Below are 26,600 nucleotides of genomic sequence, written 5' to 3' on the forward strand. Positions count from 1 at the left end.
GTCAGACGAAGTCCCTGTTATTATTAGACATGACGTTTCCCGAGTTACATCTTGTTACGGTAAGATACCGAAATCGCTAACCCCTTAAAGATAACTGTGCCTCAAATCTGCCGCTGCGGAAGGGGCTGGCTTTGCCGGTTTTGAGAACTGGTTCATGCCATCCAGCCCCGTGCAGGCCGGAATTGGTGGATGGGAAGAAAGGGGGAAAGATTAGAGCAGGTTAGGGCCGGAGAGCCCCTCCCGTCAGATCGTGAACACGAAACCTAGCAGCAGATAACTCAACGCTGTAACCACAACAATGCCGAGAAGATTCAGCGCAAAGCCTGCCCTGATCATATCCTGGATCTTCATGTGGCCGCTGGAGAACACGATGGCATTCGGCGGGGTCGCCACCGGCATCATAAAGGCGCAACTCGCTGCAATAGCGGCCGGCACGGTCAGCAACAGGACTGATAACTCCTGGGACATCGCCAGTGCCCCCAGTAACGGCAGGAACGCCGCCGCCGTTGCGGTATTGCTGGTGACCTCGGTGAGGAAAATAATGACTCCCACCACCAGGGCAACCATCACCAGTGCCGGCAGGTTGCCAGCTACTGACAGGCTTTCGGCAATCCATTCCGCCAGTCCCGAACTACTGATCACGCCAGCCATGGCAAGGCCGCCGCCAAACAGCAGCAAAACGCCCCAGGGGATTCCCTGGGCGGTCTCCCAGTCGAGCACGAATTGTCGCTCGCTCAGGTTTACCGGAATCAGGAACATGGCGATAGCGGCGGCGATGGCAATGCCGGTATCACTCAGCCAGGGCATAAGACCATCAGACAACAACGGCCTGAAAATCCAGGCAGCAGCGGTTACCACGAACACCAGCGCCACCAGCTTTTCCCCTTTCTGCAGGGGGCCGAGGGCTTTAAACTCGCTTCGTATCATGTCGCCACTGCCAGCCTGACTGCCCAGCTCGAAATCCCGGCGCGTAAGCCACCACCAGGTCAACAACAGCATGACCAGCGACACCGGCACTCCAAGCAGCATCCACTGGGCGAAGCCTACGGAAATATTCTGGTTTTCACTCAAGTAAGCGGCCAGCAATGCATTGGGAGGGGTGCCAATCAGCGTGGCAATCCCACCAATGCTGGCAGAATAGGCGATCGCCAGAAGCAACGCGGTGGCGTAGCGTCGCACGCCCTCAGGGTTGGAAGAGTCCATCATTGCGATGACTGACAAGCCAATCGGCAGCATCATGATCGATGTCGCCGTGTTGCTGACCCACATGCTCAAAAAGGCTGTGGCAATCATGAACCCGGCAATCTGGCGCCGTGGCTTATCCCCCACGCCAAGCAGTGTCAGCAAGGCAATACGACGGTGCAGATTCCAGCGTTGCATCGCCAACCCCAGGGTAAAGCCACCGAGAAACAAAAAGATGATGGGATTGGCGTAAGGAGTGGTCGCCTCTCTGATGCCGCCCAATCCGAGTGCCGGAATCAGCACAATCGGAATCAGTGCCGTGGCCGGTATGGGAATCGCTTCGGTGGACCACCAGGTGGCCATCAGCAGCATCAGACCAAGCGCCGCCCAGGCTTCTGAGCCCATTCCCTCAGGCGCTGGCATCAACAGCGTAATAAGCAGGAACACTGGTCCCAGGATCAGACCAATAACACGACTCTTGGGCAATCCCTTATCTTGCAGGCCGGAACTGTCCATATCAGTCATCAGCACACTTCACACAAACTGTGGTGTAGGGCAATACCTGTAAGCGTCGTGGGTCTATGCTTTCCCCACAGCCTTCACATTCGTCCCCCAGCCCGTTGGCCAGCCGTTCCAGGGCACGCTCTATCTGCGCCAGCTCAATGCGGGTCTCAGTTTCCAGCGAGTCCACCACTTCGTCATTCTGGGTCTGAACTGCCTGTTCTTCAGAGTCCTTTTCCAGGGCTCCATCCTGCCGGTGCTGATGGGCCTCGTACTTTGCCAGCCGTGCCGTCAAATCAGCTCGCAGGGTTTCAAGTTCCGACTTGCGATTACTCATAGGTTCCTCCTGTGCCGGGATTTTCCCGGATAATACCGCCTACAGTAAAGCATAAGCCTGACAGTCATTTGATGCTTGTCAAAATTGACTCAATGCGGATCTGTGTCACTATTCGAGGCTTCACGATCGGCGGAGATTACCACCATGTTTTACACCACCGTGGCTGCCCTGGCAGCGGCCCTGACCCTGTTTACCTGGCTGGGAATGCGGGCTCGTCTCGCCGATGGCGGCCTGGACGATTATGTGACTGCGCGCAACAGTCAGGGCGCCCGGGCGTTGGGTCTATCGTTCCTGGCGTCCGGCATGGGTGGCTGGATACTGTTTGCGCCCCCCGAAGTGGGAGCATTGGTGGGGCCCGTGGCGCTGGCCGGGTATGCCCTGGGCGCGGCGCTCCCGTTTATCGTGTTTGCCTTCTGTGGCCCGGCCATCCGCCGTTACCTGCCCCAGGGCCGAAGTATCGGGGAATTTGCCCAGGCCTGTTATGGCAATGCGGTTCGCCGCTACGTATCGCTGATTTCCGTGCTTTACATGCTATGTTTCGTGACGGCGGAGCTCACAGCCATTGGCGCCATTACTTCCCTGCTTTCCGGGGTAAACGGCAATCTCGCCGTGCTCGGCGTGGCAATAGCCACCCTGATCTACACCGCCTGGGGTGGCCTGCGTGCCAGCATTGTCACCGACCAGTGGCAAGCGTTTCTGCTCATCGGCTTGCTGGCAATCGTTGGATTTGTCGCCATGGAGCGACTACCGGAGCTGCAGACCTCCAATGCACCATCCGCGCCGGTTGGTAGCGCACTGGGCATTGCCCTGACCCTGGTCATCGCGGTGACTGCTGCCAACCTGTTTCATCAGGGTTACTGGCAAAGGTTGTGGTCCGCGCGGGACACCGCATCACTTCGCAGCGGTGCACTTTTGGGTGGTGTGATTACCATTGCGGTAGTTGCCATTGTCGGTTCATTGGGCATTGCCGCCGCCATGAGCGGTGCCGATCTCGGGTCCCCGCCAATTCCCTTCTTTGCGCTGCTATCCGGGGCACCGGCATGGCTGACGATTCCTGCTCTGGTGCTGGCGCTGACGCTTGTGGCCTCGTCGGTGGATACCCTGCAAAACGCCCTGGCTTCCCTGGCGGTTACCGAGAAACAGGGGCTTACCATTACATCGGCACGATGGATTACCGTCATCCTGATGATTCCGGTGGTGATCGTGTCGCTTCAGGGCGTATCGGTGCTGAGACTGTTCCTGATTGCCGACCTGCTCTGTGCCACGGCGGTGATACCGGTACTGATGGGACTCTGGAAACGAATGACAACGACGGCGGCGGTACTGGGTGGTCTGGCCGGTCTGGCGGGGGCGATCATTCCGGGCTGGGTTACCGGTGGCAGCTTGCTGGCAGGGCTGGAAGTCGCCAGCTTCCCCGGGGGTATTCCGACCCTGCTTCCGTTTGCGGGCGCTTTGGTAGGATCAAGCCTTGTCAGCATCACGCTGGCGTTGGTCGCCGGGCGCAGGACCCCGGCAAACCAATAGACAGCAGTTCGATGGGATAGCGAAAGCACCAAGCCCTGTGTGTTTACAAGAACTCATAATGACTACCGCGTCGTCATCGCCTTCGGCAAGGAGTAACCATGGAGAACGTTCGAACAGCCGGATTCACACCGGAAACACCCCTGATTCTGGGAATGATGCGGTTGCATGATCACCCCGAGCTCACCAGACCGGATAATCTGGCCAACTGGATTGCTGCCCGGCTGGACGAGGGGTTAAACCTGTTCGATCATGCCGATATCTATGGTGGTGGCGAGTGCGAACGGCTATTTGGCAATGCGCTGAAAACCCATCCCTTACTGCGCGAAAAGGTACGCGTAATAACCAAGGCAGGTATCGTACCAGCCAACCAGGACCGATCACCATGGCAGGTGAAGCATTACCAGGCAGAAGCCGGTTACCTGGAGAGTGCCATCGACAGAGCCCTGGTCTCGCTGTCTATAGAGCAGATTGATACTTTCCTGATACACCGGCCAGACCCACTGATGCAGGCTGACGATGTTGCCCGGGCGCTGGAAAAGGCCGTGTCAGCCGGTAAGGTACGCCAGATAGGCGTGTCCAATTTCCTGCCGGAGCAGTGGCGATGGCTGGCCGGGAATACCGGGCTGCCACTGGTATGCAACCAGAGCCAGTTGTCCCTCGCTCATACCGCCCCACTTTTCGACGGCACACTGGAGGCTCACCTTACTGACGGGTTGCGTTGGCTGGCGTGGTCTCCCCTGGGTGGTGGGAACCTGGCCGCCCGGATCCCCACCGACATCCTCGACAGAGCACTGGCGGAAACCGGGCTGGATGAGACCGGACTCGCTGTCGCCTGGCTGCGTCAGCTTCCGGGAACACCGGTTCCGGTACTCGGGTCGATGAGTCCGGACAGGATCCGTTCCGCACTTCATGGTGCCCAAAGCCTGCTGCCCCGTCCGCTCTGGTATCGGCTGCTGGAATCCGTTCGCAATCAGGCTGTCGCCTGATCAACAAAGGCTTCGTGACAGCCTTCAACAGCTGACAAATCGTTACACAACCTTCCACTTTAGTACGATTGTTGCCTCTTCAGTCTCCCGCGACACTGTGCACGCTTTATAAAAACAATATCAGGGGCCCGTGTTTTGCGGCCCGGCGTGACCACGGAGGCCTTCGCCAATGCTCTGCAAAAAGCCTTTTGCTTTCCTGTTGCTGACCCTGCTTGTGACTACGACAGTAGCAGCAGAAACCCTGAAAATAGGGCTGAACTACCCACAGACTGGACGCTACAAGGACCAGGGCCTGCAACAACGGCTCGGAGCATTCCTTGCGGTTGATGAAATCAATAAGGCCGGCGGCATCATGGGCCGCGACCTGGAGCTGGTGATACGAAACACCTCGGGAGAGCCGGACAAGGGCGCCAAGAACACCGCGGAGCTGATCGACCGTCAAGGGGTACAGATGTTGTTCGGTGGGGTCTCCAGCGCTGTTGCCATATCGTCCGGAAGAGCTGCAAGGGACAGGGACAGAATCTACTTCGGAACACTGACCTATTCCAATGCCACCACCGGTGCCGCTGGCCACAGCCACATGTTCCGGGAACCCTACAACGCCTGGATGACCGCTAAGGCCCTTAGTCAGTACCTCACCACCCAACATGCCGATGACGAATACTTTTACATCACCGCGGATTACACCTGGGGCTGGTCTGTGGAAGAGTCTGTGAGAAGGTTCACCAATACCGATGATACCGAGGCGCATGCAGGTGTAAAAACACCCTTCCCCCGCGCTCTGATTACCGATTTCCGCGAGGCTCTGGAGCAGGCTGAACAAAGTGATGCCAAGGTGCTGATGATGGTGCTATTCGGTGACGATATGGTGCGTGCACTGAACGTGGCCTACGAAATGGGCCTGACAGAAAAGATGCAGGTCGTGGTCCCCAACCTGACACTGGGCATGGCCCGTCAGGTTGGCCCTACCATAATGGAGGGAGTAGTCGGCGGGGCTCCCTGGGTATGGAGCGTGCCCTACCAGTACGATTACCCGCGGGGCAAGGAGTTTGTCGAGGCCTTCTCCAGCCGCTATGAAATGCGACCATCGACTGCGGCAGCCTCCGCCTATAGCATAGTCTATCAATACAAAGACGCTGTAGAACGTGCCGGCACTACCAACACCAGTGATGTCATCCGCGCACTGGAAGGACACAGGTACCGCTTCCTCAAGGACGAGCAGCACTGGCGGGCATTTGACCACCAGAATATACAGACCGTCTACGTGGTGCGGGTAAAGCCCCGGAACGAAATCATGGCTGATGAGTATTCCAGCGACTATTTCGACATCATCGACTCCATGCCGGGAGACGAGGCCGCCCAGACCCGGGAAGAATGGGAGGCCCGCCGCAAGGAAGCAGGCCAGCCACTCACTCTCTGATCAGTCCAACATGCCGCACAGGCTACCGGCTTCTGCAACGGTGTCGGCCAGTGCGGCAGTGATCAGTGCAAATTCATCGGCCTGCAACGAGGCACCGCCAATCAGGCCGCCGTCTACCTCCGGCGACTGGAATAGTTCAGCCGCATTACCCGACTTCACACTGCCACCATAAACGACGCTGACGGATTGACCGGTCCCCGCTTGACGAGTATCCAGGAATTCGCGAATAGCTCGATGGATTTCATAGACCTGTTCCGGCGTTGCGGTTTTGCCGGTACCGATGGCCCACACCGGTTCATAAGCGATAATGCTGCTGCTCAGCCCCTCCAGTCCGGATGCGTCAATCACTGCCTGCAATTGGCGCTCAATCACCGTCATGGTCTGGCCCTGCTCCCGCTCTTCCAGGGTCTCACCGACGCACAGAACAGGGGTCATATCGGTCGCCAGCACCTGCTTGTGCCTGGCAGCCACATTGGCATTGGACTCCTGGTAAAGGGACCGGCGTTCTGAATGCCCTACCAGTACATAACGGCAGCCCATTTCCTGCAGCATGGTGGCACTGACTTCCCCGGTGTGAGCACCGGACACTGCAGAGCTGGCATTCTGGGACCCGAGCGATAGCCCGGTGTACCCGAGCAGGTCTCGAACCTGAAACAGGTAGGGGAACGGCGGGCAGATGACCATATCAATGGTTTTCCGGAAAGGCCTGAGCTTGGCTAGCATGCGCACCAACAACGCCTGGTTGGCATGCAGACTTCCGTTCATTTTCCAGTTCGCAATCAGAATGGGCTTTCTCATGGTCTGCCTCCTGTTGTTATGTAATCCGGGTTATATTTAGCAGCTGACCAAATTGTAATATTCGTTTGCGAACGCTCACAAGCGAAAATAAACAAATACCGATATGATTTTGTTATATCGAAAATAACGATGTGGCTTTTTGGTTTGGAAACACCTGTATAAAAAGGGCCGGCAGGGTTTACCCGCAAAGCGCGGAGAAACACCTGAAATGCTGTTTAGGGGGATGTACAAGCAACCGGCCAAGACCCACCGACTTTTCGATGTCAGGGACAACGAACAATATAATATTCGAAAACGAACACTGTCAATCCATGATAGAAATTTCGGCGGCAAATTAAGCAAGGCGTGAAGATCGCGGTGTCTTTTGGCAGGACAGAGATTGCCAGCCCGCGTATTCGCGGGCTGGCAAGGTCAGATTCAGATTAGAGCAGCCTATTCGGCCATCCACTCCTCCATCATCTGATCGTACGGCTTGGTCTTACCCTGGGGCTTTTCATTCTCCAGGGCTGGCTTCGGTGCGCCAGGCTGATCCAGCCAGTACTGTTCATCACGCTCCTCGTTGAGGATCGGCGCGTACTGGTCAAAGACATCCGCCCGTGCCAGACGCGACATGGTGCGATCCATGGCCGCGGCCAGATCGTCCAGTGCTTTCTTCGGTGTAACCTCACCGTTCACAGCCGGTGCCAGGTTCTGCCACCACAGTGGGGCCAGACGAGGGTAATCCGGCACGTTAGTGCCTGTTGGAGTCCACATGCTCTCGTTTTCACTGCGGTAGAACTCTACCAGACCGCCCAGTTTTGGCGCCAACTCGGTCATCTCATCCGAGAAGATATCTGAACGACGAATCGGCGTCAGGCCGGCGATGGTCTTTTCAAGAGACACGGTCTTGGAAACAGTGAACTGCGCGAACAGCCATGCAGCCGTGCGACGATCTTCGGGTGTGGAGTCAAAGAAAGTCCAGGAGCCCACGTCCTGATAACCAACTTTCATACCTTCCTCCCAGTAGGGGCCGGCCGGAGACGGCGCCATACGCCACTTCGGATTGCCCTCGTCATCAGTGACCGGCAAGCTTGGATCCGTCATATCCGCGGTGAAAGCGGTATACCAGAAGATCTGCTGGGCAATCTGGCCCTGTGCAGGTACCGGGCCGGCTTCACCAAAGGTCATGCCTCGCGCACTTTCCGGTGCATAGTCGCGCAGCCATTCAACCATTTTGGTCACGGCGTATACGGAAGCCGGAGAGTTGGTCGCACCGCCGCGGCTAACGCTGGCACCAACCGGGTTACCGTCTTCGTTGACACGGATACCCCAGTCATCCACCGGGTTGCCGAAAGGCACGCCTTTGCTGCCCATACCGGCCATGGAAAGCCAGGAGTCGTGGAAACGCCAGCCCAGCGAAGGATCACGACGACCGTAGTCCATATGCCCGTATACGCGCTCACCATCGATTTCCTTGACGTGAACGCTGAAGAACTCGGCGATGTCTTCATAGGCGGACCAGTTCAGAGGTACACCCAGGTCATACCCGTAGCGCTCTTTAAACTGCTCCTGAAGATCTTCGCGGTCAAACCAGTCAGCACGGAACCAGTAAAGGTTGGCGAACTGCTGGGTCGGCAATTGATAAATTTTACCGTCAGGGCCGGTGGTGTACTGCAGACCGATAAAATCATCCAGATCAAGATCAGGGTTAGTGAAATCCTTCCACTCGTTCTCCATCGCATCAGAGATGGCAACGGTTTTGCCATAGCGCAGATGGGTCCCGATGGCGTCAGAGTCATTCACAAAAGCGTCGTAGATATTCCGATCGGACTGCATCTGGGTCTGCATGGTGTCAACCACATCACCTTCACCGATGATGTTGTGCTCTACTTCAATACCAGTGATGTCCGTGAAGACCTCGGCCAACACTTCAGCTTCGTAGGTGTGGGTCGTCAGACCCTCCGCTACGGTTTTGATTTCCATGCCGCGGAAAGGCTCCGCTGCCTTGATAAACCACTCCAGCTCGGCAAGCTGCTCTTCCCTGGACAGGGTTGAGCGCTGGAAGTGCTCATCCAGAGCCTTTTCAGCCGCCGCCCTGTAGTCCTGCGCGTATACCTGTGATGAAGTCAGGAGAGCCCCTGAAATCATCAGCGAAAGGTATTTCAACTTGTTGTTTTTCATACATACCTCTTCTAGCTTTTTTGCGTCCCTGCAAGAAGGTAAGTCCTTTTTCGTGGATTAACCCCAGCGCATCAGAATAATCATCCAGACAACAGACACTGCGGTTGCTACCAAAACATGGAGTTCAGTCATCCCTATAAAAGCGAGATGAATAAACGCACTGGTCAGAAGACCAATGAACAGCCGGTCACCACGGGTGGTGGCAATCGGCAGGAAGCCTTTCCGCTCTACTGAGGGCGAAAAGTACTGCCATACGGTCATGCCCGTCAGAATCAGGGCAATCGAGATAAAAAATCCTGCCGTCGGGCCGGTCCAATGCATCCAGCTCATAACAAGCCTCCTCAGGTACGGCCCAGGGCAAAGCCCTTGGCGATGTGATTGCGAACAAAGTAGACCACCGCAATACCCGGCACGATGGTAAGAACACCGGCAGCGGCCAGCGTACCCCAGTCAATCCCGGAGGCGCCCTGTGTTCGGGTCATGATGGCCTGGATCGGCTGGGCTCCTGTTGATGTCAGTGTTCTCGCCAGCAACAGCTCTATCCAGGAGAACATAAACAGGAAGAACGCGGTGACACCAATACCGGAGCGGATCAGCGGGATGTAAATCTTCACGAAGAACTTCGGAAAGCTGTAACCGTCGATGTAGGCGGTTTCATCAATTTCCTTCGGCACGCCACTCATGAAGCCTTCCAGGATCCACACCGCCAGGGCTACGTTGAACAGGGTGTGAGCCAATGCCACGGCAATGTGGGTATCGAACAGTCCCACCGATGAGTACAGCTGGAAGAATGGCAGAGCAAAGACCGCCGGCGGTGCCATCTTGTTGGTCAACAGCCAGAAAAACAGGTGTTTGTCACCCACAAACTTGTAGCGGCTGAACGCATAGGCGGCCGGCAGGGCAACAGTCAGGCTGATGGCCATGTTCATGAACACATAGGTCATGGAGTTCACATAACCCATATACCAACTGTCATCTGTCAGGATATTGAGGTAGTTGTCGAAGGTCAGATTCTTTGGCCAGAAGCTGAGCTCGCCAAGAATCTCCGAGTTGGTCTGGAGTGACATATTGATCAGCCAGTAAATCGGCAGAATCATGATCACCAGATAAACAATGAATGCGATTCGTGATTTCACGTCTGTCCCCTTGCTTTTATTGTTGGGCTGACTTGTCTTTCTGCAGCGTCATGATGGCGGTGTAGAACACCCAACTGACGGCCAGAATGATCAGGAAATAAATAATTGAGAACGCTGCCGCCGGCCCCAGGTCAAACTGCCCGACAGCCATGGTGGTCAGCGCCTGGCTCAGGAACGTGGTGGAACTGCCGGGCCCGCCACCGGTGAGCACGAACGGCTCGGCGTAAATCATAAAGGAGTCCATGAACCGCAGTAGTACACCGATCACCAGAACATTGGTCAGCTTGGGCAACTGGATGTAGCGGAACACTGCCCAGCGTGAAGCACGGTCGATGCGGGCGGCCTGGTAATAGGCATCGGGGATGGCACGCAGGCCACTGTAACTGAGCAGCGCAATCAGCGGGGTCCAGTGCCACACATCCATCAGAATGATGGTAAACCAGGCATCGGCCGCGTTAGCGTTAATGTTGTAGTCCATTCCCAGACTGCTCAGGGACCAGCCCAGCAGGCCGATATCGGAGCGGGCAAGAATCTGCCAGATGGTTCCAACCACGTTCAGCGGGATGAGCAGTGGCATGGCCACCAGAACCAAAGCAGCCGAGGCGGCCCAGCCCTTCTTCGGCATCAGCAGGGCAATGCCAATGCCCAGGGGCACCTCAATGGCAAGGATGGCGAAGGAAAAAGCGAATTGCCGCAGCAGAGCTGCCTGTAGATCCGGGTTCCGGAGCATTTCCCGGTACCACTCAGTACCTGTCCAGAAAGCGGAATTAGCGCCGAAAATGTCCTGTACTGAATAGTTAACCACGGTCATCAGCGGGATTACGGCCGAGAAGGCCACAACCACGAAGACCGGAATGACGAAAAACCATGCCTTGTTATTTTCTATCTTATTCATGATCGGCCTCCACTAGCCGCTCGTCGACATACACTTTCAGCCAGGGATCCGGAAACCCGATACTGGCAGCGTCATTGGGAACTGGCTGATCTTCCGGAATGCGGACTTTTACAGTGACAGGACCAAACTCAACGTCGACCATCTGGTAGGTACCCAGATCCTCAACACCGGTGACTGTCACCTCATAACGCTGCTCTCCGGTGTCCGTCCCCAACGTCACGAACTCCGGACGAATACCCAGCCTGATATTGTCGGAGCCACTGCGGCGGACCTTGTCGAGAATCTGTTCGTTGACCGGTATGGCTTTGCCATTAAACATCAGCCCCTCATCGGTCAACCTGGGTTCGAAGAAGTTCATCCCCGGACTGCCGATGAAGTATCCGACAAAGGTGTGGGCCGGCCGCTCGAACAATTCCTGAGGTGTACCGAACTGAACAATCTGCCCTTCGTACATCAGTGCGATCTTATCGGCGAATGTTGAGGCTTCCAGCTGGTCATGGGTCACGTAGACCATGGTGATATCAAAGCGCTCATGGATCTGTTTGAGCTTGCGCCGCAGGCGCCACTTCAACTGAGGATCAATAACGGTCAGCGGCTCATCAAACAGGATTGCGGTTACATCCTCACGGACCAGCCCCCGACCCATCGAAACCTTCTGCTTCTGGTCCGCACTGAGGTTCTTGGCCTTGCGTTTCAGCTCGCCGGACAACTCCAGAACGTCAGCCACCTCATGGACTTTTTCACGGATCCAGTCTTCCGAGAAACCACCCTGATTGCGAAGCGGGAAAGCGAGGTTGTCGTACACCGTCATGGTGTCGTAGATCACCGGAAACTGGAAAACCTGCGCAATGTTGCGCTTTTCAGGCGGCAGTTCGTTCATCCGTTTGCCGTCGAATAGCACATCACCTTCTGAAGGCGTTACCAGCCCGGAAATAATGTTCAGCAGCGTGGACTTACCACAACCGGATGGTCCCAGCAGCGCATAGGCTCCTCCCTGCGCCCAGACGTGTTCCATCTTGCGAATCGCATAGTCTTCCGGGCCCGCTGGTTTTTTGCTGTAAGAGTGAGCCAATGTTTTTAACGTTATTTCTGCCATGTCAGAGCCCCTCCGCCCGGCCGGGCACAAGAATAGTTCTGCCATCGGGCGCAAATGCATAGAGTTTGTGGGTAGGGAAAAACACCGTGATCTGCTCGTCTGGCCGGTACTGATAGATACCCTGTAAATGCAGAACCAGCTCGTAGGATTCACTATGCACGTGGAGAAAAGTCTCCGAGCCACTGATTTCGGCGAGATCGACAGTCACCATTATTTCCAGATCATCATCGGCATGGGGCGCCAGACCGATGTGCGAGGGACGAACACCGAATTTGTAATTGCCAGGTTCGAGAGAGGCCAGGTCCGAATTAAGCCGGAAGTGCACCTGCTCATCAAAGGTCACTTCATTCTCTGTGACTCGACCCGGCACGATGTTGATAGGCGGTTCGGAAAATATTTCCGCAGTCTCGATATCCTGCGGCCGATGATAGACGGTGGGAGTAGGCCCCTTCTGAAGCAGCCTGCCTTCGTGCAACACCGCAGTTTCGCCCCCCAGCGCCAGCGCTTCCTGAGCCTCGGTGGTGGCGTAAACCGCGATGCAGTTGCGAGCCTCAAACAGATCTTTCAGTTCGCTGCGCAGGGCTTCTCTCAGCTTGTAATCCAGGTTGACAAGGGGCTCGTCAAAAAGCACCACGTCTGCATCCTTTACCAGTGCCCTGGCCATGGAGACCCGCTGCTGCTGGCCGCCGGATAGCTCGAGAGGCAGGCGATCCAGAAGATTATCAATCTTCAACAGCTCGGCGGTTTCCCGAACACGCCTGTCGATCTCTTTCTGACTCTTCTTTGCCAGCTTGAGGGGCGAGGCAATGTTTTCGAACACGCTCATGGTGGGGTAATTGATGAACTGCTGGTAAACCATGGAGATGTTTCGCTTCTGGACAGCAACACCAGTCACGTCAACATCGTTCATCAGAATATTACCGCTAGACGGCCGGTCCAGGCCCGCCATTATGCGCATCAGAGACGTCTTGCCGGCAAGCGTCCGGCCCAGGAGGACATTAAAGGAACCTGGCTCCAGCGTCATGGTGACGTCCGATATCCAGGTTTCTCCGTCCACAACGCGCGATACATTCTGCAGCGTTAGAGACATGCTTTTTCCCTTTCGGTTGTTGTTTTGGCTTCAAGTAAGTCTACAAGAGCTATGCTAAAACGAAAAGATTCGAAAATATTTTTTTCATATTCCTGTCATCAAAGGCTCTGACAAAGGATTTTCGTTTCAATCACTAGAAGCTAAGGTATTCATACTGATCAAAAATACTCTTGGTGTTCGAAAACAAATTTTTTCACTGGACAGGTCACGATCCTCTCCATAACGAACAGACACAAAAGCGCTAATCACGTGGGGTTTTCGGGACTGCTCTGCAGTTTCGCCACGGCGGAATACCAGCCAGCATAAAGCTTGTCCCGCTTTTCTTTGCTCATCTCCGGCTCAAAACGCCGATCACACTGCCACGCGTTCTGAAGCGCCTCCAGAGATTTATAGACCCCGGCTTGAAGTCCGGCCAGGTAAGCCGCACCCAAAGCTGTCGTTTCCACCATTCTGGGTCGATCTACCGTGGCTCCAAGAATGTCAGCCAGAAACTGCAGCACCCAGTTATTAGCTACCATGCCGCCATCAACCCGCAGCGCAATCGGGCGCAAACCATCCTTCTGCATTGCCTTCTGAAGGTCCTTGGTCTGGTAACACACTGATTGCAGACCCGCAGTGACAATCTCTTTTATGCCGGTATCCCGGGTTAATCCGAAAATGGCGCCACGGGCGTTGGGATCCCAGTAAGGCGCGCCCAGCCCGGTAAAGGCTGGCACCAGATATACCCCGTGATCGACCGGCGTACCTTCTGCAAGGGGCTCGGTTTCACAGGCGCTCCTGATAAGCTGCAGACCATCTCTCAACCATTGAACGGCTGCACCAGCGATAAAGATACTGCCCTCCAACGCATACACCGGCTTGCCATTGAGACGGTAAGCGATTGTGGTCAGCAGCCGGTGCTCCGAAGTCAAAGCCTGATCGCCGGTATTCAGCATCAGGAAGCAACCGGTTCCATAGGTGCTTTTTGCCATACCGGTTTCAAAACATGTCTGCCCGAACAGTGCCGCCTGCTGGTCGCCAGCCATACCCATTACGAACGCACCATCAAGGCGTCCGTTGCCGACGATCTGACCAAAGTCCGCTGCGGAATCCATAACCTCCGGCAACAGGGAGTCCGGAATGCCGAAAAGGTCCAGCAGTTCCTGATCCCACTGCTGCTCATGAATATTGAACAGCATGGTGCGGCTGGCGTTCGTAGCATCGGTACGATGAATTCTGCCGCCTGTCAGACGCCAGAGCAGGAAGCTGTCAATGGTACCGAACGCAAGCTCACCTTTCTGAGCCCGCTGCCTGGCACCCGGCACATGATCCAGCACCCAACGAATTTTCGTGGCTGAAAAATAGGGGTCTATCAGCAGTCCCGTCTTGCTGTTCACAGACGGTTCCAGGCTCTGTTTTTTGAGCACTTCACACCACTCAGCGGTTCGCCGGTCCTGCCAGACGATGGCGGGATAGACGGCCTCCCCGGTGGCCCTGTCCCAGAGCACGGTGGTTTCCCTCTGGTTGGTTATACCAACCGCAACAACCTCGTCGTTTTTGCCGCACCCCTTTTCCATCACGTTGTCACAGGTTTCACGCACCGTGCGCCAGATATCCTCGGGGTTATGCTCAACCCAACCACTGGCGGGAAAATGCTGGGTAAATTCCTGTTGGCTTGACGCATGTATGTTGCCATCCAGGTTGAACAGAATGGCTCGGGAGCTGGTGGTTCCCTGGTCGATCGACAAAATGTATTGAGTCATGGTTGTTTTGCCTCAGGTGTTCTTATTTTTTCGTATTTTTACCTTTTTGAAAACAAAAGCCAACCCTTTTCGGCCTTCAGAAAAAGGCCGAACGCTACAACTCCCTAAAAAGGCTGCACAAAGATATAAAACACTCTAAAATGAACGCGGATACAGAAGGCGATTTCGTTCGATACTGAAAAACGCGGCTCCGGAGGCGATTGAATGGCACAGCGACGCAGGCAGGACCTGATTATGGAACTGATCCAGCAAAACGGCTTTGTGACCACAGAACAACTGGTGGACCAGTTCAAAGTCACACCGCAGACCATTCGCCGGGACCTTAACGAACTCGCCAGCCAGAAAAAACTCCGTCGCCATCACGGTGGCGCGGGCATTGACTCCAGCACCGTCAATACCGCCTACCAGGCCCGCAAGATCATGGATCTGGAAGCGAAAGAGCGTATTGCCGAAGCCCTGGTGAAGATGATCCCCGACAACTCCTCCATGTTCATCAACATCGGCACCACCACAGAAACCATTGCCAAGGCATTGCTCGAGAAGAACAACCTTCAGGTGGTGACCAACAATCTTCACGTCGCTTCCATCCTCTCCGCCAAGGAGGATTTCCATATCATTATTGCCGGCGGTGAAGTCCGGAATCGCGATGGCGGCATTGTAGGCGAAGCCACCCGGGATTTTATCAATCAGTTCAAGATGGACTTCGGCATCATCGGCATCAGTGGCATTCACACCGATGGTTCATTGCTCGACTTCGATTACCGGGAAGTCCGTGTCGCCCAGGCCATTATCGAAAATTCCGGGCAGGTTCTGCTCGCCGCCGACCACTCCAAATTTGGCCGCAACGCCATGGTACGTCTTGGCAGCATTGCCCAGGCCGACCACGTATTCACCGACGAGACACCTCCCGTGGAAATACGCCAACTGCTGCGTGAGCACAACGTAGAGCTGCACCTGGTCTGACCCTCCCCGTCTGAAGATCCCGCCTGCTTGCCAAAAGTGATCTGGCAGGCCAGCTGATTACTCGCGCACACTTTTTCGTTTTTTTTCTGTATTTTCCTTTACGAATATATTTTGCTTTCGCATAATACGGGAATACATTTCAGTAAAACCGGAAAGAACGCCCGGAAGCGTCCTTTCACAGGCGTCAGGAGATGACACAAGATGGCCGAGGAGAACACTAAATTTGACGTTGTCGTCGTCGGCGGCGGCGTCAACGGAACGGGTATCGCCATGGATGCTGCGGGCCGGGGTCTTAAAGTGTTGCTGTGCGAAATGAACGACCTTGCGTCAGCGACTTCCTCGAATAGCAGCAAACTGATCCATGGTGGACTGCGATACCTCGAGCACTATGAGTTCAGGCTGGTTCGTGAAGCCTTGGCAGAAAGGGAATCATTATTGCGGAACTCGCCCCACATCATGTGGCCTATGCGTTTCCGGCTGCCTCATCGCCCTCACCTGCGCCCGGCCTGGATGATCAGAATGGGACTGTTCCTCTATGACCACCTTGCCAAGCGGGAAGTCTTACCCGGGTCGCGGTCCATCAAATTTGATGAAAAGGATCCGCTCAAGTCCGACATTACCAGAGGGTTTGAATATTCCGACGGCTGGGTAGATGACGCCCGCCTGGTAGTACTGACGGCCAAGAAAGCCCAGGAATGCGGCGCCACCATTCTCACCAGAACCAAGTGCATCAACGCTGAACGGGGTGAAAACTCCTGGGATATATCGCTCCAGGACATGAATGACGACAGCATCCACCATGTGTCAGCGAAAGTCATTATTAACGCTTCAGGCCCCTGGGTAAGCCGTCTGTTCAGTGAAAGCCTTGCCATGAAGGCGCCAAAAAACATTCGCATGGTCAAGGGCAGCCACATCGTTGTTCCCCGCCTGAACCGGGAGACAGAAGCCTACATTCTACAGAACGAAGATGAGCGCATTGTTTTCGTTATCCCCTATGAGGATGAGTTCTCACTGGTCGGCACCACCGATGTGGATTATGAGGGTGACCCGAAGAACGCAAAGATTTCACCGGAAGAAACCGAGTATCTGCTGGATATCGTCAACTCCCACTTCAAACGACAACTCACAGCAAGTGATGTGGTCTGGTCCTACTCCGGTGTTCGTCCGCTGATGGATGACGAAGAAGGCGATGCCAAGAAAGCCTCCCGGGACTACTCATTTGAAGTCAGCAAGGAGAAAGGCAAAGCCCCGGTTATTTCGGTATTCGGCGGCAAGATCACGACCTACCGCAAGCTGGCGGAAGCCGCCACCGACAAACTGTGCCAGTTTTTCCCACACGCTCAGGGGCCGTGGACCAAAAAAGGCATCCTGCCTGGCGGTGACTTCGAGAATCACGACACGCTCGAAGCCAGACTTTCAGCGGATTATCCCTGGCTTCCCGAGGCCGTCAGCAGCCGTTATGTCCGTACCTACGGAACCAACGCCTACTATATTCTGAACGACGCCGAATCGGTTCAAGACCTGGGATACCGGTTTGCCGGAACACTCTATGAGCGGGAAGTCGAATACCTGATCCAATACGAATGGGCGATGACGTCAGAGGACATTCTCTGGCGCCGAACAAAGCAGGGGCTATACGCCACTGAAGACGATGTTCGCGAGCTCGACAAATACCTGTCGGCTCACGAAACGCCGCAACCACAGACTGTTGCTCTCCACCACAGCGCCTGAACCACTCTCTCAGGCATTTGCTCCGGCCGGTTTTACCGCCCGGAGCTTAAATACCTCTTAGAAAGTAAGCTGTGAGCCTACAATGAAGGCATCGTATTCGCCCTGGCCACCCTCTGTGCCCAGAGTGGTGTATTCGGCCATCAGTGTCAGAGCATCCGTCGCTGCATAGCGGGCAAAGATCATGGTCAGATCTGTGTCGTTATCGCTTGAGTTGATGTCATCCTCACCTTCACCATAACTGGCCCCCAGGGTGGTGCGATTGATCTGGTAGGTTGTCTCAACGTACCACTGGCTGGCATCTTCCTCATTCGGGTCGAGCCGCGCTGCAAATACGCCGTTACCGGTACCGGACGTCACGGAATAGTTACCCCGCACATTCAGATCACCAAGGGCCACAGAACCGCCAAAATCGATGCCAGACATTGTGTAGTCGTCAAATGCCCCTGCCTTGGAGTCTACGTCCTGCGTGAAAGCGCTGGACCAAAGCGAGAACATATCAGTAGTGTAGACCACGTTACCCTCAATACGGGGCATGGAATACTCGGCATCGTCATCCAGGCTCGTAGTGTCATCATCAACTTTCGACGGACTGAAAAGACCCACCTTAAACTGCAATCCGCCGAGGTTGTTGGATGTGTACATTACGCGCGGCGTGAAGTTGGCGTAGAAGTAGCCGTTACCGATACGGCCCGCCGTTGCTGCAACCTGGTCGGGACCACCGATAAGGCCAACGCCCAGGGCACTGCCATTGTCACCGATAGCCGGAACACCGAAGATTCCGAACCCCTTACCGATGTTGACCTGGCCAAAGTCCCCGGCAACTGCAATCTCCGAAACCCGGCTGCGGAAGTTTGCATTCGCATCACCCGGAGCGATATCCGCGTTCATCTGGAAATGACCAGAAACCTCTAGCCCATTCTGCATCGGAGCATAAATATTGGTTTGAAGGGTAGCGGGGTTGAAACCCGTAGTAATGGTGAAGGAATCCTCATCAGTCGGATCATCATAATTACCGAGTACGGCAAAGATCGGAATATGACCGTTGAAGCCGGCCTTCCAGCCACTGTCGGACTCGAATGTCGCGTCAGCGGAAACCGGCGCGGTGACGGCCCCGGCGATCATCGCAACACTGGCGGCCAGCGCAGACAGCTTGAAGGATTTAGCATTCGAACATTTTTTGTTTTCGATCATGATAGCTTCCTATTATTGTTTGAAATTTTCCGGCCCATCGTTTCTGCCTCTCGTTGGCAGCTAGATTAATCCTTATTTCAATAGCTTAAGGCGCTTATGCTTTTTGATGGACACTGTCATCCCGAACACTTATTGCGGTCAGCGACCGTTTTCTGTTTTCGAGACACGACAAATTTAGCGCGGGAGAGAAAGAATGGAAAGTTTTAGAACATATTTTTTTCGAATTCGTTACAAAATTATTGCCCAAATTTCGCAGAAAATCTCATATGATATTGTTTTATATCTATTTAACCTTTCACAGAATTTGTGGCATATTTTCGTTGACGAACACATTCGCGAACATTAGGCTCGTTTATGTAGGTAACCAAACAACAAAAAAAGGTGTCACATGAAGAATTGGCCCGGTTCTCCCAGGCGGGCTTGTGGAGCTCTATTACTGCCCGAGGATACCCGCGACTCGCTTGCGTAACTCGGGAATCACCTCTTCCTCAAACCAGGGATTGCGCCGCAACCACAGATTATTCCGCGGGCTGGGGTGCGGCAGGGGCAACATCTCAGGCCAGATTTCCCGCCAGCGCCTCACCCGCTCGGTCACCGGTGCTTTCCCACCAGGCAAATGCCAGGCGTGGGCGTACTGTCCGATGACCAGCGTCAGCTCAAGGTGTTCCAAACGCTCAAGTAACAGGTCGCGCCAGGCCGGTGCGCATTCCGGTCTTGGCGGCAGGTCACCGGACTTCCCGGTACCGGGGTAACAGAACCCCATGGGCAGGATAGCCAGCTGCCGCTCGTCATAGAATGTCTCCCTGCTTATACCCATCCAGTCCCGCAGCCGGTCGCCGCTGGGATCGTTGAATGGCAGGCCGGTCTGATGCACCCGTCGCCCGGGCGCCTGCCCCACCACCAGAATGCGGGCGTAGCGGGAAATCTGGATAACCGGGCGCGGCCCCAGCGGGAGCTGCGGCTCGCAAATTCTGCATTGGCGGACCTGCGCAACAAGCTCGTCGAAAGGCAATCGGGAATCGGTACTGGTCATTTGTGCCAACCACTCCTGAAGAAAAGGCCATTGCATAAACAGCCGGCTAACGTAACCTTAAAGCCTGTTTCCACTACCCACAAATATGTCATTCCAACCCTGGCGAGAGGGACTGCCCGTTATGAATGCCAAGTCAGACATTGAGCCGAACCCTGCCCTTGATGAATTCCGCAAAGTGGTGCGAAGCCGTCGTTCAGTGAGGCGGTTTACGGATGAGCCGGTACCGGACCACGTGCTGGACGATTGCCTGGACCTGGCCATGCTGGCACCCAACTCCAGTAACCTGCAGCCCTGGGAGTTTTTCGTGGTCAGAACACCAGCCCTGAAAGCTCAGCTTGCCGAAGCGTGTCTGGGGCAGAACGCAGCGAAAACCGCGTCAGTACTGATCGTCGTGGTTGCCAGAACAGATACCTGGCGCCAGCACTCACGCATGGCGCTGGAGCAATGGCCGGAGGAAAACCTGCCGGGCATTGTGAAGAAGTATTATTCGAAGATTGCGCCAATCCATTACAACCAGGGGCCTCTCGGATTATTCGGTGCGGCCAAGAAAACCGCGGGATTGTTTGTCGGCCTGACGCGCCCGGTGCCCAGGGGGCCCTATTCCCCGAATGAGATGAAAATCTGGGCCACCAAATCAACAGCACTGGCCGCAGAGAACCTGATGCTGGCACTCAGGGCACACGGATACGACTCCTGCCCCATGGAAGGCTTCGATGAATGCCGGGTACGGCGGCTGCTGAAACTACCCAGAAAAGGTCTGGTGACCATGGTGTTGGCGGCGGGAAAGCGCTCTGAAAAAGGGATCTACAATCGCCAGTACCGCTTTGACAAGGAAGGATTGGTCCATTACCTGTAGCTGTCGCCGATCATATATCGGACCGCGACAGCGCTCGCCAACCCCTACACTTCCGGGTTATTCAGCGCCTCAGCCGCGCCTAGCAGTCCGGTATAGCCTTCCATCACAACGAAAACCGGTGTTGATTCCAGCAGGGGCCGCATCCGGCCCTTGTCCTCGAAGCCTTTCTGGAACGGACTTTCCAGAAAGAAATCGATGAATCGCGGAAGGATCCCTCCACAAAGGTAAACGCCGCCAGTGCCGCCAAGGGTCAAGACGCCGTTACCGGCCACACGTCCCAGGATTTCACAGAAGTGACGCAGGGTCAGCCTTGCAAGCGCGTCGGAATGATCCAGCGCCGCGGCGGTTATTTTTTCCGGGGCATCCAGCGGTGCTGCAACATCCTGTATCTCGGCATGGGCCTGGTAAAGGTTCAGCAACCCCTGGCCGCAGAGAATCCTTTCCACAGACACGCGCCCAAACCGGGCCTTGAGAATCCGCAATACCGCCATTTCAGTATCATCCGTGGGCGCAAAATCCACATGGCCACCCTCGGTCATCAATGGAACCCAACCATTCTGAAGCGGTACCAGGCCGGAAACACCCAGCCCTGTTCCCGGCCCGATTACCAGCCGGGGACGGCATGCAGACCCGGGGCCACCACAAACATGAATCAACTTTTCAGCGGCCACATGGGGAACGCCAAGAGCCATCGCGGTAAAATCATTGATGACCTTGAAGGCGCTCCAGCCAAACTGGCTGCGAACCTCTTCACTGTCAAAACGCCAATGATTGTTGGTCATTCGTACTTGAGTGCCACGCACCGGTGATGCCACTGCCAGGCAGACGTCCTGAACCTCTTCCACACCAGTACGATGCAGGTAATCGACGATGGCGGAATCCAGATTGTCGTAGTCGCTGCAGGCCAGCACCTCAACAGCTTCTGGAGTTATAGCGCCCGATCGCACAAGGGCGAACCGGGCGTTGGTCCCGCCGATATCACCAACCAGCGAGTAATTGGTTTTGGTCATGCCTCATGATTCCAGAAAAAGCTGGCGCCCTCCTCGGGATTGCTGGCAGAGCGACGCATCCAGCCAAACAGCTCCCGACCATACCCCGTATGGTACGACTGAAGATCAGCGTTTGCAGCCTCACGCTTCTGGAATTCTTCATCGGATACCTGAACACTCAGGGTGCCGGCCTCCGCATCCAGCCGGATGGTATCTCCATCCTTTACCCTGGCGAGCGGGCCGCCATCGAGAGCCTCCGGGTAGACGTGTATAGCGGCAGGCACCTTTCCCGAAGCACCAGACATACGGCCATCGGTCACCAATGCAACCTTGTAGCCCCGATCCTGAAGCACGCCCAGATACGGGGTCAGTTTGTGGAGCTCCGGCATGCCGTTGGCTTTCGGACCCTGAAACCGGACCACCACCACACAATCCCGGTCCAGATCTCCGGCTTCAAAGGCAGCTTTCAGATCGTTCTGCTCGTTCAGTACCACCGCGGGCGCCTCAACAACATGGTGCTCCTTCGCCACCGCAGATACCTTGATCACACCACGGCCCAGGTTTCCGTCCAATAGCTTGAGACCACCGTCCGGCGCGAATGGCTTGTCGACCGTGGTCAGTACATCCGGCAGGCGGCTCTTCTCCGGTGCCGGATTCCAGACCAGTTTGTCGTTGTCCAGTTCCGGCATTCGGGTGTACTGCTCAAGCCCATGGCCCACTACAGTTTCTACGTCATTGTGAAGGAACCCGGCGCCGAGCAGTTCACGGATCAGGAAGGGCGTGCCACCGGCCTCGTGGAACGCGTTCACATCTTCCTGACCATTCGGGTAAATCCTGGTCATTGAGGGAACTGCCGCAGCAAGGTCTGCAAAATCCTGCCAGTCAACAACAATACCGGCTGCTCTGGCAACCGCAATCCAGTGGATGGTGTGGTTGGTGGAACCGCCAGTCACCAGCAGCGCCACCAGCGCGTTGACGATGGACTTTTCGTCCACCATCTCGGCGAGACCAATGCTACCGCCATGGGGTTTTGACAGTTTGATCGCCTGTTCCGTGGCAGTGCGGGTCAGTGCATCGCGCAACGGTGTGCCGGGATTGACGAACGCGGCACCAGGCAAATGCAGCCCCATGAACTCCACCAGCATCTGGTTGCTGTTCGCCGTTCCGTAGAAAGTGCAGGTGCCCGGGCTGTGGTAGGACTTGCTTTCGGCTTCCAGCAGTTCGTCCTTGCCAATCTTGCCCTCGGCATACAACTGACGGATTCGCTGCTTCTCTTTATTGGCTAGCCCCGACGGCATGGGCCCACCCGGTATCAGCACGGTTGGCAGATACCCGAAACTGAGAGAGCCAATCAACAGGCCCGGAACAATCTTGTCGCAAATGCCAAGCAACACGGTGGCATCAAACATGTTATGGCTGAGAGCCACCGCCGTACTCATGGCGATCACATCCCTTGAGAAGAGGCTCAGCTCCATACCCGGCTGACCCTGGGTAACACCGTCACACATTGCCGGGGTGCCGCCAGCAAATTGCGCCACCGAGCCAAGCCCGTGGGCCGCCTCCCGTATAACATCGGGAAACTCCTTGTATGGCTGATGGGCAGACAACATGTCGTTGTAGGCGGAGACAATCGCGACGTTGGCCTTGTTCATGAACTTCAGCGTGTCTTTGTCATCCTGGCCACAGGCCGCGAAACCATGCGCAAGATTTCCGCAGGACAAAGTGCTGCGATGGGGAGATTTATCGCGCAGTTCTGCCATTCGGGCCAGGTAATCCTCACGGGAGGGGCGGCTGCGCTCGATGATTCTTTTGGTCACCGCGTCTACGATCGGATGCATGGTGGGTCTCCTGAAACGTCGTTATCTGATTGCTTTTCTAATTCCCGTAAGTTTACTTTCTTTTTTTACTGCTTTCACCCATGAAACATTCATTTTTCCAATTTATGTTGTTATATTTACTACATCACTAGCGAAGATGAACAATAAACAACCAAATTTGGAGCCAGAATATGACTATTCGTATCGCTATCAACGGTTTCGGGCGCATTGGCCGCAATATTCTCCGCGCACTTTACGAAAATAACTACCGTAACCAGATGCAGGTTGTCGCCATCAATGACCTGGGTGATGCAGAGACTAACGCCCACCTTTTGAAATATGACAGTGTTCATGGCCGCTTCAGTGGCACTGTAAACCACGATTCCGAGTCTCTCTCCGTCAATGGCGACCGTATCGCCATTACCGCCATCCGCAACCCGGAAGAACTGCCCTGGAAAGACCATCATGTAGATGTGGTGCTCGAATGCACCGGCCTGTTCACCAAGCGCGACAAAGCCGAAGGCCATCTCAAAGCAGGCGCGCGAAAGGTCATTATTTCCGCACCCTCTCCGGATTCCGACGCCATGGTGGTCTATGGTGTCAACGAAGATGTGCTGACCGCCGATCATCACATAATTTCCGCCGCCTCCTGCACCACCAATTGCCTGGCACCCGTGGTTGAGGCGCTGCACAACAAGATCGGTATCGAGAGTGGGCTGATGACCACCATCCACTCCTATACCAACGACCAGAAGCTGAGCGACGTCTATCACTCCGACCTTTACCGTGCGCGCTCCGCCACCCAGTCGATGATTCCCACCAAGACCGGCGCTGCCGCAGCCATTGGCAAGGTCATTCCGGAAATGGCCGGAAAACTTGACGGCCTGGCGGTACGGGTTCCTACTATTAACGTCTCTCTGGTGGACTTCGGCTTTATTGCCAGCCGCGACACCACGGTAGAAGAGATTAACGAAACCGTCAGGGCTGCGGCGGAAAACAGTCCTGTGCTGGGCTTCAACGCAGAAAAGCTGGTCAGTGTGGACTTCAATCATAACGCACTGTCCAGCATTTTCGACGCCAACCACACGCGGGCCATAGGCCGTCATGTAAAAGTCATGGCCTGGTACGACAATGAATGGGGTTTCTCCAACCGGATGCTCGATAATGCGGCAGCACTGATGAAAAAGGCGAGCCAGTAATCCTGGCCGCCTGCCAGATTTAAATCGGCAAACAACGAACAGCTCTACTGGAAACAAAAAGGAAACAGCAACCATGCTAAGGCGTACCAAGATCGTCGCCACACTCGGCCCCGCCACCGACTCGCCGGAATCGCTCTCGGCCATTATTGCCGCAGGCGTAGACGTTACCCGGCTGAATTTCTCCCACGGCAGCGCGGAAGATCACATGGAACGCGCCCGCCGGGTTCGGGAATGCGCAGCCGCCAACGGCCGCTTCGTCGCCCTTTTGGCCGACCTGCAAGGGCCGAAACTGCGCATTGCACGCTTTTCCGACAACAAGGTCACGCTGAAAGCGGGCCAGCAGTTCATTCTGGACGCTGCCATGGACAAGGAAGCCGGCAACGAGGAACGGGTTGGTATTGATTACGAACAACTGATCGAAGATGTCAAGCCAGGCGACATCCTGGTACTCGACGATGGCCGCATTGAGATGGAAGTGGAAACCGTCGGCGGCACCAGTATCTCATCTCGCGTTCTTATCGGCGGTCCTCTGTCCAACAACAAGGGGCTGAACAAGCGCGGCGGCGGCCTGTCCGCCGAAGCGCTCACCGAGAAAGACAAACAGGATATCAAAACCGCCGCGCGCCTGGGCGCCGACTATGTAGCCGTGTCTTTCGTGCGTACCGCAGAAGACATGCACGTTGCCCGCCGCCTGCTGAAAGAAGCCGGTTCGGAAGCCCGTCTGGTCGCCAAAATCGAGCGTGCGGAATTGGCCCACGACAACGCAGCGCTGGATTCAGTCATAGATGCTTCCGATGCCGTCATGGTCGCTCGCGGTGACCTGGCTGTGGAAATCGGCGATGCCGAACTGGTAGGCGTTCAGAAGCACATCATCAACCGCGCGCGCACCCTGAATACAGTGGTCATTACCGCCACCCAGATGATGGAATCCATGATCGAGAACCCGATGCCCACACGGGCGGAGGTTTCCGACGTGGCCAATGCAGTGATGGACTACACCGATGCAGTCATGCTGTCGGCGGAAACCGCTGTGGGCGACTATCCTACCGAAGCTGTGGAGGCCATGGTGCGTATCTGCATCGGTGCCGAAAAGCAGCCCTCGATGCATCAGTCAAAACACCGGATTCACGAGAGCATGGAGTTCGTCGACGAGGCCATTGCCCTGTCGGCGATGTATGCCGCGAATCACCTGCAAGGCGTAACGGCGATTATCTGCATGTCGGAGACCGGCGCTACTCCCCTGCTGATGTCCCGCATCAAATCCAGTCTGCCGATCTTTACCTTCTCACGCCACCATTCCACGCAGCATCGCGTGACGCTGTTCCGCGGTGTTCAGACGGTTCCGTTCGATTCGGCGGCGATGCCCCCTGAGCAGACCAATTCAAAGGCGGTCGGGGAGCTGGTTCGGATGGGTGTGGTCAAGGAGGGTGATCTGGTTGTCATCACCAAGGGTGATTATGTGAACGCCCAGGGCGGTACCAATACCATGAAGATTGTTCGGGTTGGTGCGGATATTCGCTGAGTTTCGGACTTGGGAGGCTTCCTCTTAAGTAGCCTGACGGTTTGGTGCCGGGAGGCTGCGGGGCGGGGCTTCCCAAAAACGCTTCGAGCACGTCCATGTGCGCTTGAAATTGGCCATCCTTGGCCAATTACATTTTGGGAAGCCCCGCCCCGCAGCCTATGCTTTAACCTTTCTGATATCGCCCGCTTGCTGCATTTACCTTATCTACATTTTGCCAAATCACCCAAAGCGTTATCGTTGAAGCCAGAACAAGCAGTTGGTGGGAGGGTCTTTCGGGAATGTAATTGGCCATGGATGGCCAATTTCAAGCGCACATGGATGATGGGATGAACACCTCTTGTTGAGATCGGCGTCAAGGCGCCACTATTGGATTAGCGAAATCAATAGGCCAACAACAAGAGGTGTTCAGATGAAAGTTACCCTAATCGGAAT

The 26,600-nt window shown here is 55.5% G+C and carries 22 protein-coding genes; 8 read left to right on the forward strand and 14 right to left on the reverse strand.

Translation table 11 applies throughout. The annotated features are described in order from the left end of the window. Window positions 1–243: 243 nt before the first annotated feature. A complete protein-coding gene (locus tag M8010_RS17870; RefSeq protein WP_250094069.1) occupies window positions 244–1,707 on the reverse strand; it encodes an SLC13 family permease in 1,464 nt (487 codons plus the stop codon). Then, on the reverse strand, window positions 1,700–2,020 hold the full coding sequence (locus M8010_RS17875) for a TraR/DksA family transcriptional regulator (protein ID WP_250094070.1): 321 nt from the start codon (window positions 2,018–2,020) through the stop codon (window positions 1,700–1,702). Before M8010_RS17875 ends, M8010_RS17870 begins: the two co-directional genes overlap by 8 nt. A gap of 144 nt (window positions 2,021–2,164) precedes the next feature. Here M8010_RS17875 and M8010_RS17880 point away from each other — a divergent pair, with 144 nt between their 5' ends. The 3 genes from M8010_RS17880 (at window position 2,165) to M8010_RS17890 (ending at window position 5,950) form a co-directional block, all read left to right on the forward strand. Continuing rightward, the gene (locus tag M8010_RS17880; protein WP_250094071.1) at window positions 2,165–3,544 is read left to right on the forward strand and encodes a sodium:solute symporter family transporter; all 1,380 of its coding nucleotides are present in this window, start codon (window positions 2,165–2,167) and stop codon (window positions 3,542–3,544) included. Window positions 3,545–3,642: 98 nt separating this feature from the next. Beyond that, window positions 3,643–4,530, forward strand: coding sequence for an aldo/keto reductase (locus M8010_RS17885; RefSeq protein WP_250094072.1), 888 nt, complete (start codon window positions 3,643–3,645; stop codon window positions 4,528–4,530). Window positions 4,531–4,699: 169 nt separating this feature from the next. Continuing rightward, window positions 4,700–5,950, forward strand: coding sequence for a substrate-binding protein (locus tag M8010_RS17890; RefSeq protein WP_250094073.1), 1,251 nt, complete (start codon window positions 4,700–4,702; stop codon window positions 5,948–5,950). Here the strand turns inward: M8010_RS17890 and tpiA are convergent, their stop codons facing one another. The 8 genes from tpiA to glpK form a co-directional block, all read right to left on the reverse strand. Further along, window positions 5,951–6,748, reverse strand: a complete 798-nt coding sequence (tpiA, locus tag M8010_RS17895; RefSeq protein WP_250094074.1) for a triose-phosphate isomerase — start codon at window positions 6,746–6,748, stop codon at window positions 5,951–5,953. It abuts the gene before it with no gap. A gap of 432 nt (window positions 6,749–7,180) precedes the next feature. After that, the gene (locus tag M8010_RS17900; RefSeq protein ID WP_502846235.1) at window positions 7,181–8,908 is read right to left on the reverse strand and encodes an ABC transporter substrate-binding protein; all 1,728 of its coding nucleotides are present in this window, start codon (window positions 8,906–8,908) and stop codon (window positions 7,181–7,183) included. A 57-nt stretch (window positions 8,909–8,965) separates the two neighbouring features. Then, on the reverse strand, window positions 8,966–9,238 hold the full coding sequence (locus tag M8010_RS17905; RefSeq protein ID WP_250094075.1) for a DUF2160 domain-containing protein: 273 nt from the start codon (window positions 9,236–9,238) through the stop codon (window positions 8,966–8,968). Between the two features lie 11 nt (window positions 9,239–9,249). Then, the gene (locus tag M8010_RS17910; RefSeq protein ID WP_250094100.1) at window positions 9,250–10,005 is read right to left on the reverse strand and encodes a carbohydrate ABC transporter permease; all 756 of its coding nucleotides are present in this window, start codon (window positions 10,003–10,005) and stop codon (window positions 9,250–9,252) included. A gap of 55 nt (window positions 10,006–10,060) precedes the next feature. Continuing rightward, the gene (locus M8010_RS17915; protein WP_250094076.1) at window positions 10,061–10,939 is read right to left on the reverse strand and encodes a carbohydrate ABC transporter permease; all 879 of its coding nucleotides are present in this window, start codon (window positions 10,937–10,939) and stop codon (window positions 10,061–10,063) included. After that, complete coding sequence (locus tag M8010_RS17920) at window positions 10,932–12,035, reverse strand: ABC transporter ATP-binding protein (protein WP_250094077.1); 1,104 nt, start codon at window positions 12,033–12,035, stop codon at window positions 10,932–10,934. Before M8010_RS17920 ends, M8010_RS17915 begins: the two co-directional genes overlap by 8 nt. 1 nt (window position 12,036) lies before the next feature. Then, window positions 12,037–13,125, reverse strand: coding sequence for an ABC transporter ATP-binding protein (locus M8010_RS17925; RefSeq protein WP_250094078.1), 1,089 nt, complete (start codon window positions 13,123–13,125; stop codon window positions 12,037–12,039). A 245-nt stretch (window positions 13,126–13,370) separates the two neighbouring features. Further along, window positions 13,371–14,867, reverse strand: a complete 1,497-nt coding sequence (gene glpK / locus M8010_RS17930) for a glycerol kinase GlpK (RefSeq protein ID WP_250094079.1) — start codon at window positions 14,865–14,867, stop codon at window positions 13,371–13,373. A 204-nt stretch (window positions 14,868–15,071) separates the two neighbouring features. Between glpK and M8010_RS17935 the strand changes: the two genes are divergently transcribed. After that, entirely contained in the window at window positions 15,072–15,830 is a 759-nt protein-coding gene (locus M8010_RS17935; RefSeq protein WP_250094080.1) for a DeoR/GlpR family transcriptional regulator, read from the forward strand. Between the two features lie 201 nt (window positions 15,831–16,031). After that, window positions 16,032–17,561: a glycerol-3-phosphate dehydrogenase gene (gene glpD, locus M8010_RS17940; protein WP_250094081.1), complete on the forward strand. Its 1,530-nt coding sequence runs from the start codon at window positions 16,032–16,034 to the stop codon at window positions 17,559–17,561. A gap of 57 nt (window positions 17,562–17,618) precedes the next feature. Here glpD and M8010_RS17945 read toward each other — a convergent pair whose 3' ends face one another. Both M8010_RS17945 and M8010_RS17950 read right to left on the reverse strand, forming a co-directional pair. Continuing rightward, the gene (locus M8010_RS17945; protein WP_250094082.1) at window positions 17,619–18,752 is read right to left on the reverse strand and encodes a porin; all 1,134 of its coding nucleotides are present in this window, start codon (window positions 18,750–18,752) and stop codon (window positions 17,619–17,621) included. 433 nt (window positions 18,753–19,185) lie between these two features. Continuing rightward, the gene (locus M8010_RS17950) at window positions 19,186–19,785 is read right to left on the reverse strand and encodes a uracil-DNA glycosylase family protein (RefSeq protein WP_250094083.1); all 600 of its coding nucleotides are present in this window, start codon (window positions 19,783–19,785) and stop codon (window positions 19,186–19,188) included. Window positions 19,786–19,906: 121 nt separating this feature from the next. Here M8010_RS17950 and M8010_RS17955 point away from each other — a divergent pair, with 121 nt between their 5' ends. Continuing rightward, on the forward strand, window positions 19,907–20,641 hold the full coding sequence (locus tag M8010_RS17955) for a nitroreductase family protein (protein WP_250094084.1): 735 nt from the start codon (window positions 19,907–19,909) through the stop codon (window positions 20,639–20,641). 44 nt (window positions 20,642–20,685) lie between these two features. Here the strand turns inward: M8010_RS17955 and M8010_RS17960 are convergent, their stop codons facing one another. Both M8010_RS17960 and edd read right to left on the reverse strand, forming a co-directional pair. Beyond that, window positions 20,686–21,651 (reverse strand): glucokinase, encoded by a 966-nt coding sequence (locus M8010_RS17960; protein ID WP_250094085.1) that lies wholly within the window; start codon window positions 21,649–21,651, stop codon window positions 20,686–20,688. Then, window positions 21,648–23,468, reverse strand: coding sequence for a phosphogluconate dehydratase (edd, locus tag M8010_RS17965; RefSeq protein WP_250094086.1), 1,821 nt, complete (start codon window positions 23,466–23,468; stop codon window positions 21,648–21,650). Before edd ends, M8010_RS17960 begins: the two co-directional genes overlap by 4 nt. Window positions 23,469–23,638: 170 nt before the next feature. Between edd and gap the strand changes: the two genes are divergently transcribed. Further along, window positions 23,639–24,646, forward strand: coding sequence for a type I glyceraldehyde-3-phosphate dehydrogenase (gene gap / locus M8010_RS17970; protein ID WP_250094087.1), 1,008 nt, complete (start codon window positions 23,639–23,641; stop codon window positions 24,644–24,646). A gap of 73 nt (window positions 24,647–24,719) precedes the next feature. Next, the gene (pyk, locus tag M8010_RS17975; protein WP_250094088.1) at window positions 24,720–26,168 is read left to right on the forward strand and encodes a pyruvate kinase; all 1,449 of its coding nucleotides are present in this window, start codon (window positions 24,720–24,722) and stop codon (window positions 26,166–26,168) included. Window positions 26,169–26,600 lie beyond the last annotated feature (432 nt).

Origin of the sequence: Marinobacter sp. ATCH36, assembly GCF_023555055.1 — a bacterium.
Lineage (GTDB): Bacteria > Pseudomonadota > Gammaproteobacteria > Pseudomonadales > Oleiphilaceae > Marinobacter.

Bases quoted from the DNA above. Each gene is read 5' to 3' on its own strand.
- M8010_RS17870 (WP_250094069.1), bottom strand. From the start codon at position 1,707: ATGACTGATATGGACAGTTCCGGCCTGCAAGATAAGGGATTGCCCAAG.
- M8010_RS17875 (WP_250094070.1), bottom strand. From the start codon at position 2,020: ATGAGTAATCGCAAGTCGGAACTTGAAACCCTGCGAGCTGATTTGACG.
- M8010_RS17880 (WP_250094071.1), top strand. From the start codon at position 2,165: ATGTTTTACACCACCGTGGCTGCCCTGGCAGCGGCCCTGACCCTGTTT.
- M8010_RS17885 (WP_250094072.1), top strand. From the start codon at position 3,643: ATGGAGAACGTTCGAACAGCCGGATTCACACCGGAAACACCCCTGATT.
- M8010_RS17890 (WP_250094073.1), top strand. From the start codon at position 4,700: ATGCTCTGCAAAAAGCCTTTTGCTTTCCTGTTGCTGACCCTGCTTGTG.
- tpiA (WP_250094074.1), bottom strand. From the start codon at position 6,748: ATGAGAAAGCCCATTCTGATTGCGAACTGGAAAATGAACGGAAGTCTG.
- M8010_RS17900 (WP_502846235.1), bottom strand. From the start codon at position 8,908: ATGAAAAACAACAAGTTGAAATACCTTTCGCTGATGATTTCAGGGGCT.
- M8010_RS17905 (WP_250094075.1), bottom strand. From the start codon at position 9,238: ATGAGCTGGATGCATTGGACCGGCCCGACGGCAGGATTTTTTATCTCG.
- M8010_RS17910 (WP_250094100.1), bottom strand. From the start codon at position 10,005: ATGATTCTGCCGATTTACTGGCTGATCAATATGTCACTCCAGACCAAC.
- M8010_RS17915 (WP_250094076.1), bottom strand. From the start codon at position 10,939: ATGAATAAGATAGAAAATAACAAGGCATGGTTTTTCGTCATTCCGGTC.
- M8010_RS17920 (WP_250094077.1), bottom strand. From the start codon at position 12,035: ATGGCAGAAATAACGTTAAAAACATTGGCTCACTCTTACAGCAAAAAA.
- M8010_RS17925 (WP_250094078.1), bottom strand. From the start codon at position 13,125: ATGTCTCTAACGCTGCAGAATGTATCGCGCGTTGTGGACGGAGAAACC.
- glpK (WP_250094079.1), bottom strand. From the start codon at position 14,867: ATGACTCAATACATTTTGTCGATCGACCAGGGAACCACCAGCTCCCGA.
- M8010_RS17935 (WP_250094080.1), top strand. From the start codon at position 15,072: ATGGCACAGCGACGCAGGCAGGACCTGATTATGGAACTGATCCAGCAA.
- glpD (WP_250094081.1), top strand. From the start codon at position 16,032: ATGGCCGAGGAGAACACTAAATTTGACGTTGTCGTCGTCGGCGGCGGC.
- M8010_RS17945 (WP_250094082.1), bottom strand. From the start codon at position 18,752: ATGATCGAAAACAAAAAATGTTCGAATGCTAAATCCTTCAAGCTGTCT.
- M8010_RS17950 (WP_250094083.1), bottom strand. From the start codon at position 19,785: ATGACCAGTACCGATTCCCGATTGCCTTTCGACGAGCTTGTTGCGCAG.
- M8010_RS17955 (WP_250094084.1), top strand. From the start codon at position 19,907: ATGAATGCCAAGTCAGACATTGAGCCGAACCCTGCCCTTGATGAATTC.
- M8010_RS17960 (WP_250094085.1), bottom strand. From the start codon at position 21,651: ATGACCAAAACCAATTACTCGCTGGTTGGTGATATCGGCGGGACCAAC.
- edd (WP_250094086.1), bottom strand. From the start codon at position 23,468: ATGCATCCGATCGTAGACGCGGTGACCAAAAGAATCATCGAGCGCAGC.
- gap (WP_250094087.1), top strand. From the start codon at position 23,639: ATGACTATTCGTATCGCTATCAACGGTTTCGGGCGCATTGGCCGCAAT.
- pyk (WP_250094088.1), top strand. From the start codon at position 24,720: ATGCTAAGGCGTACCAAGATCGTCGCCACACTCGGCCCCGCCACCGAC.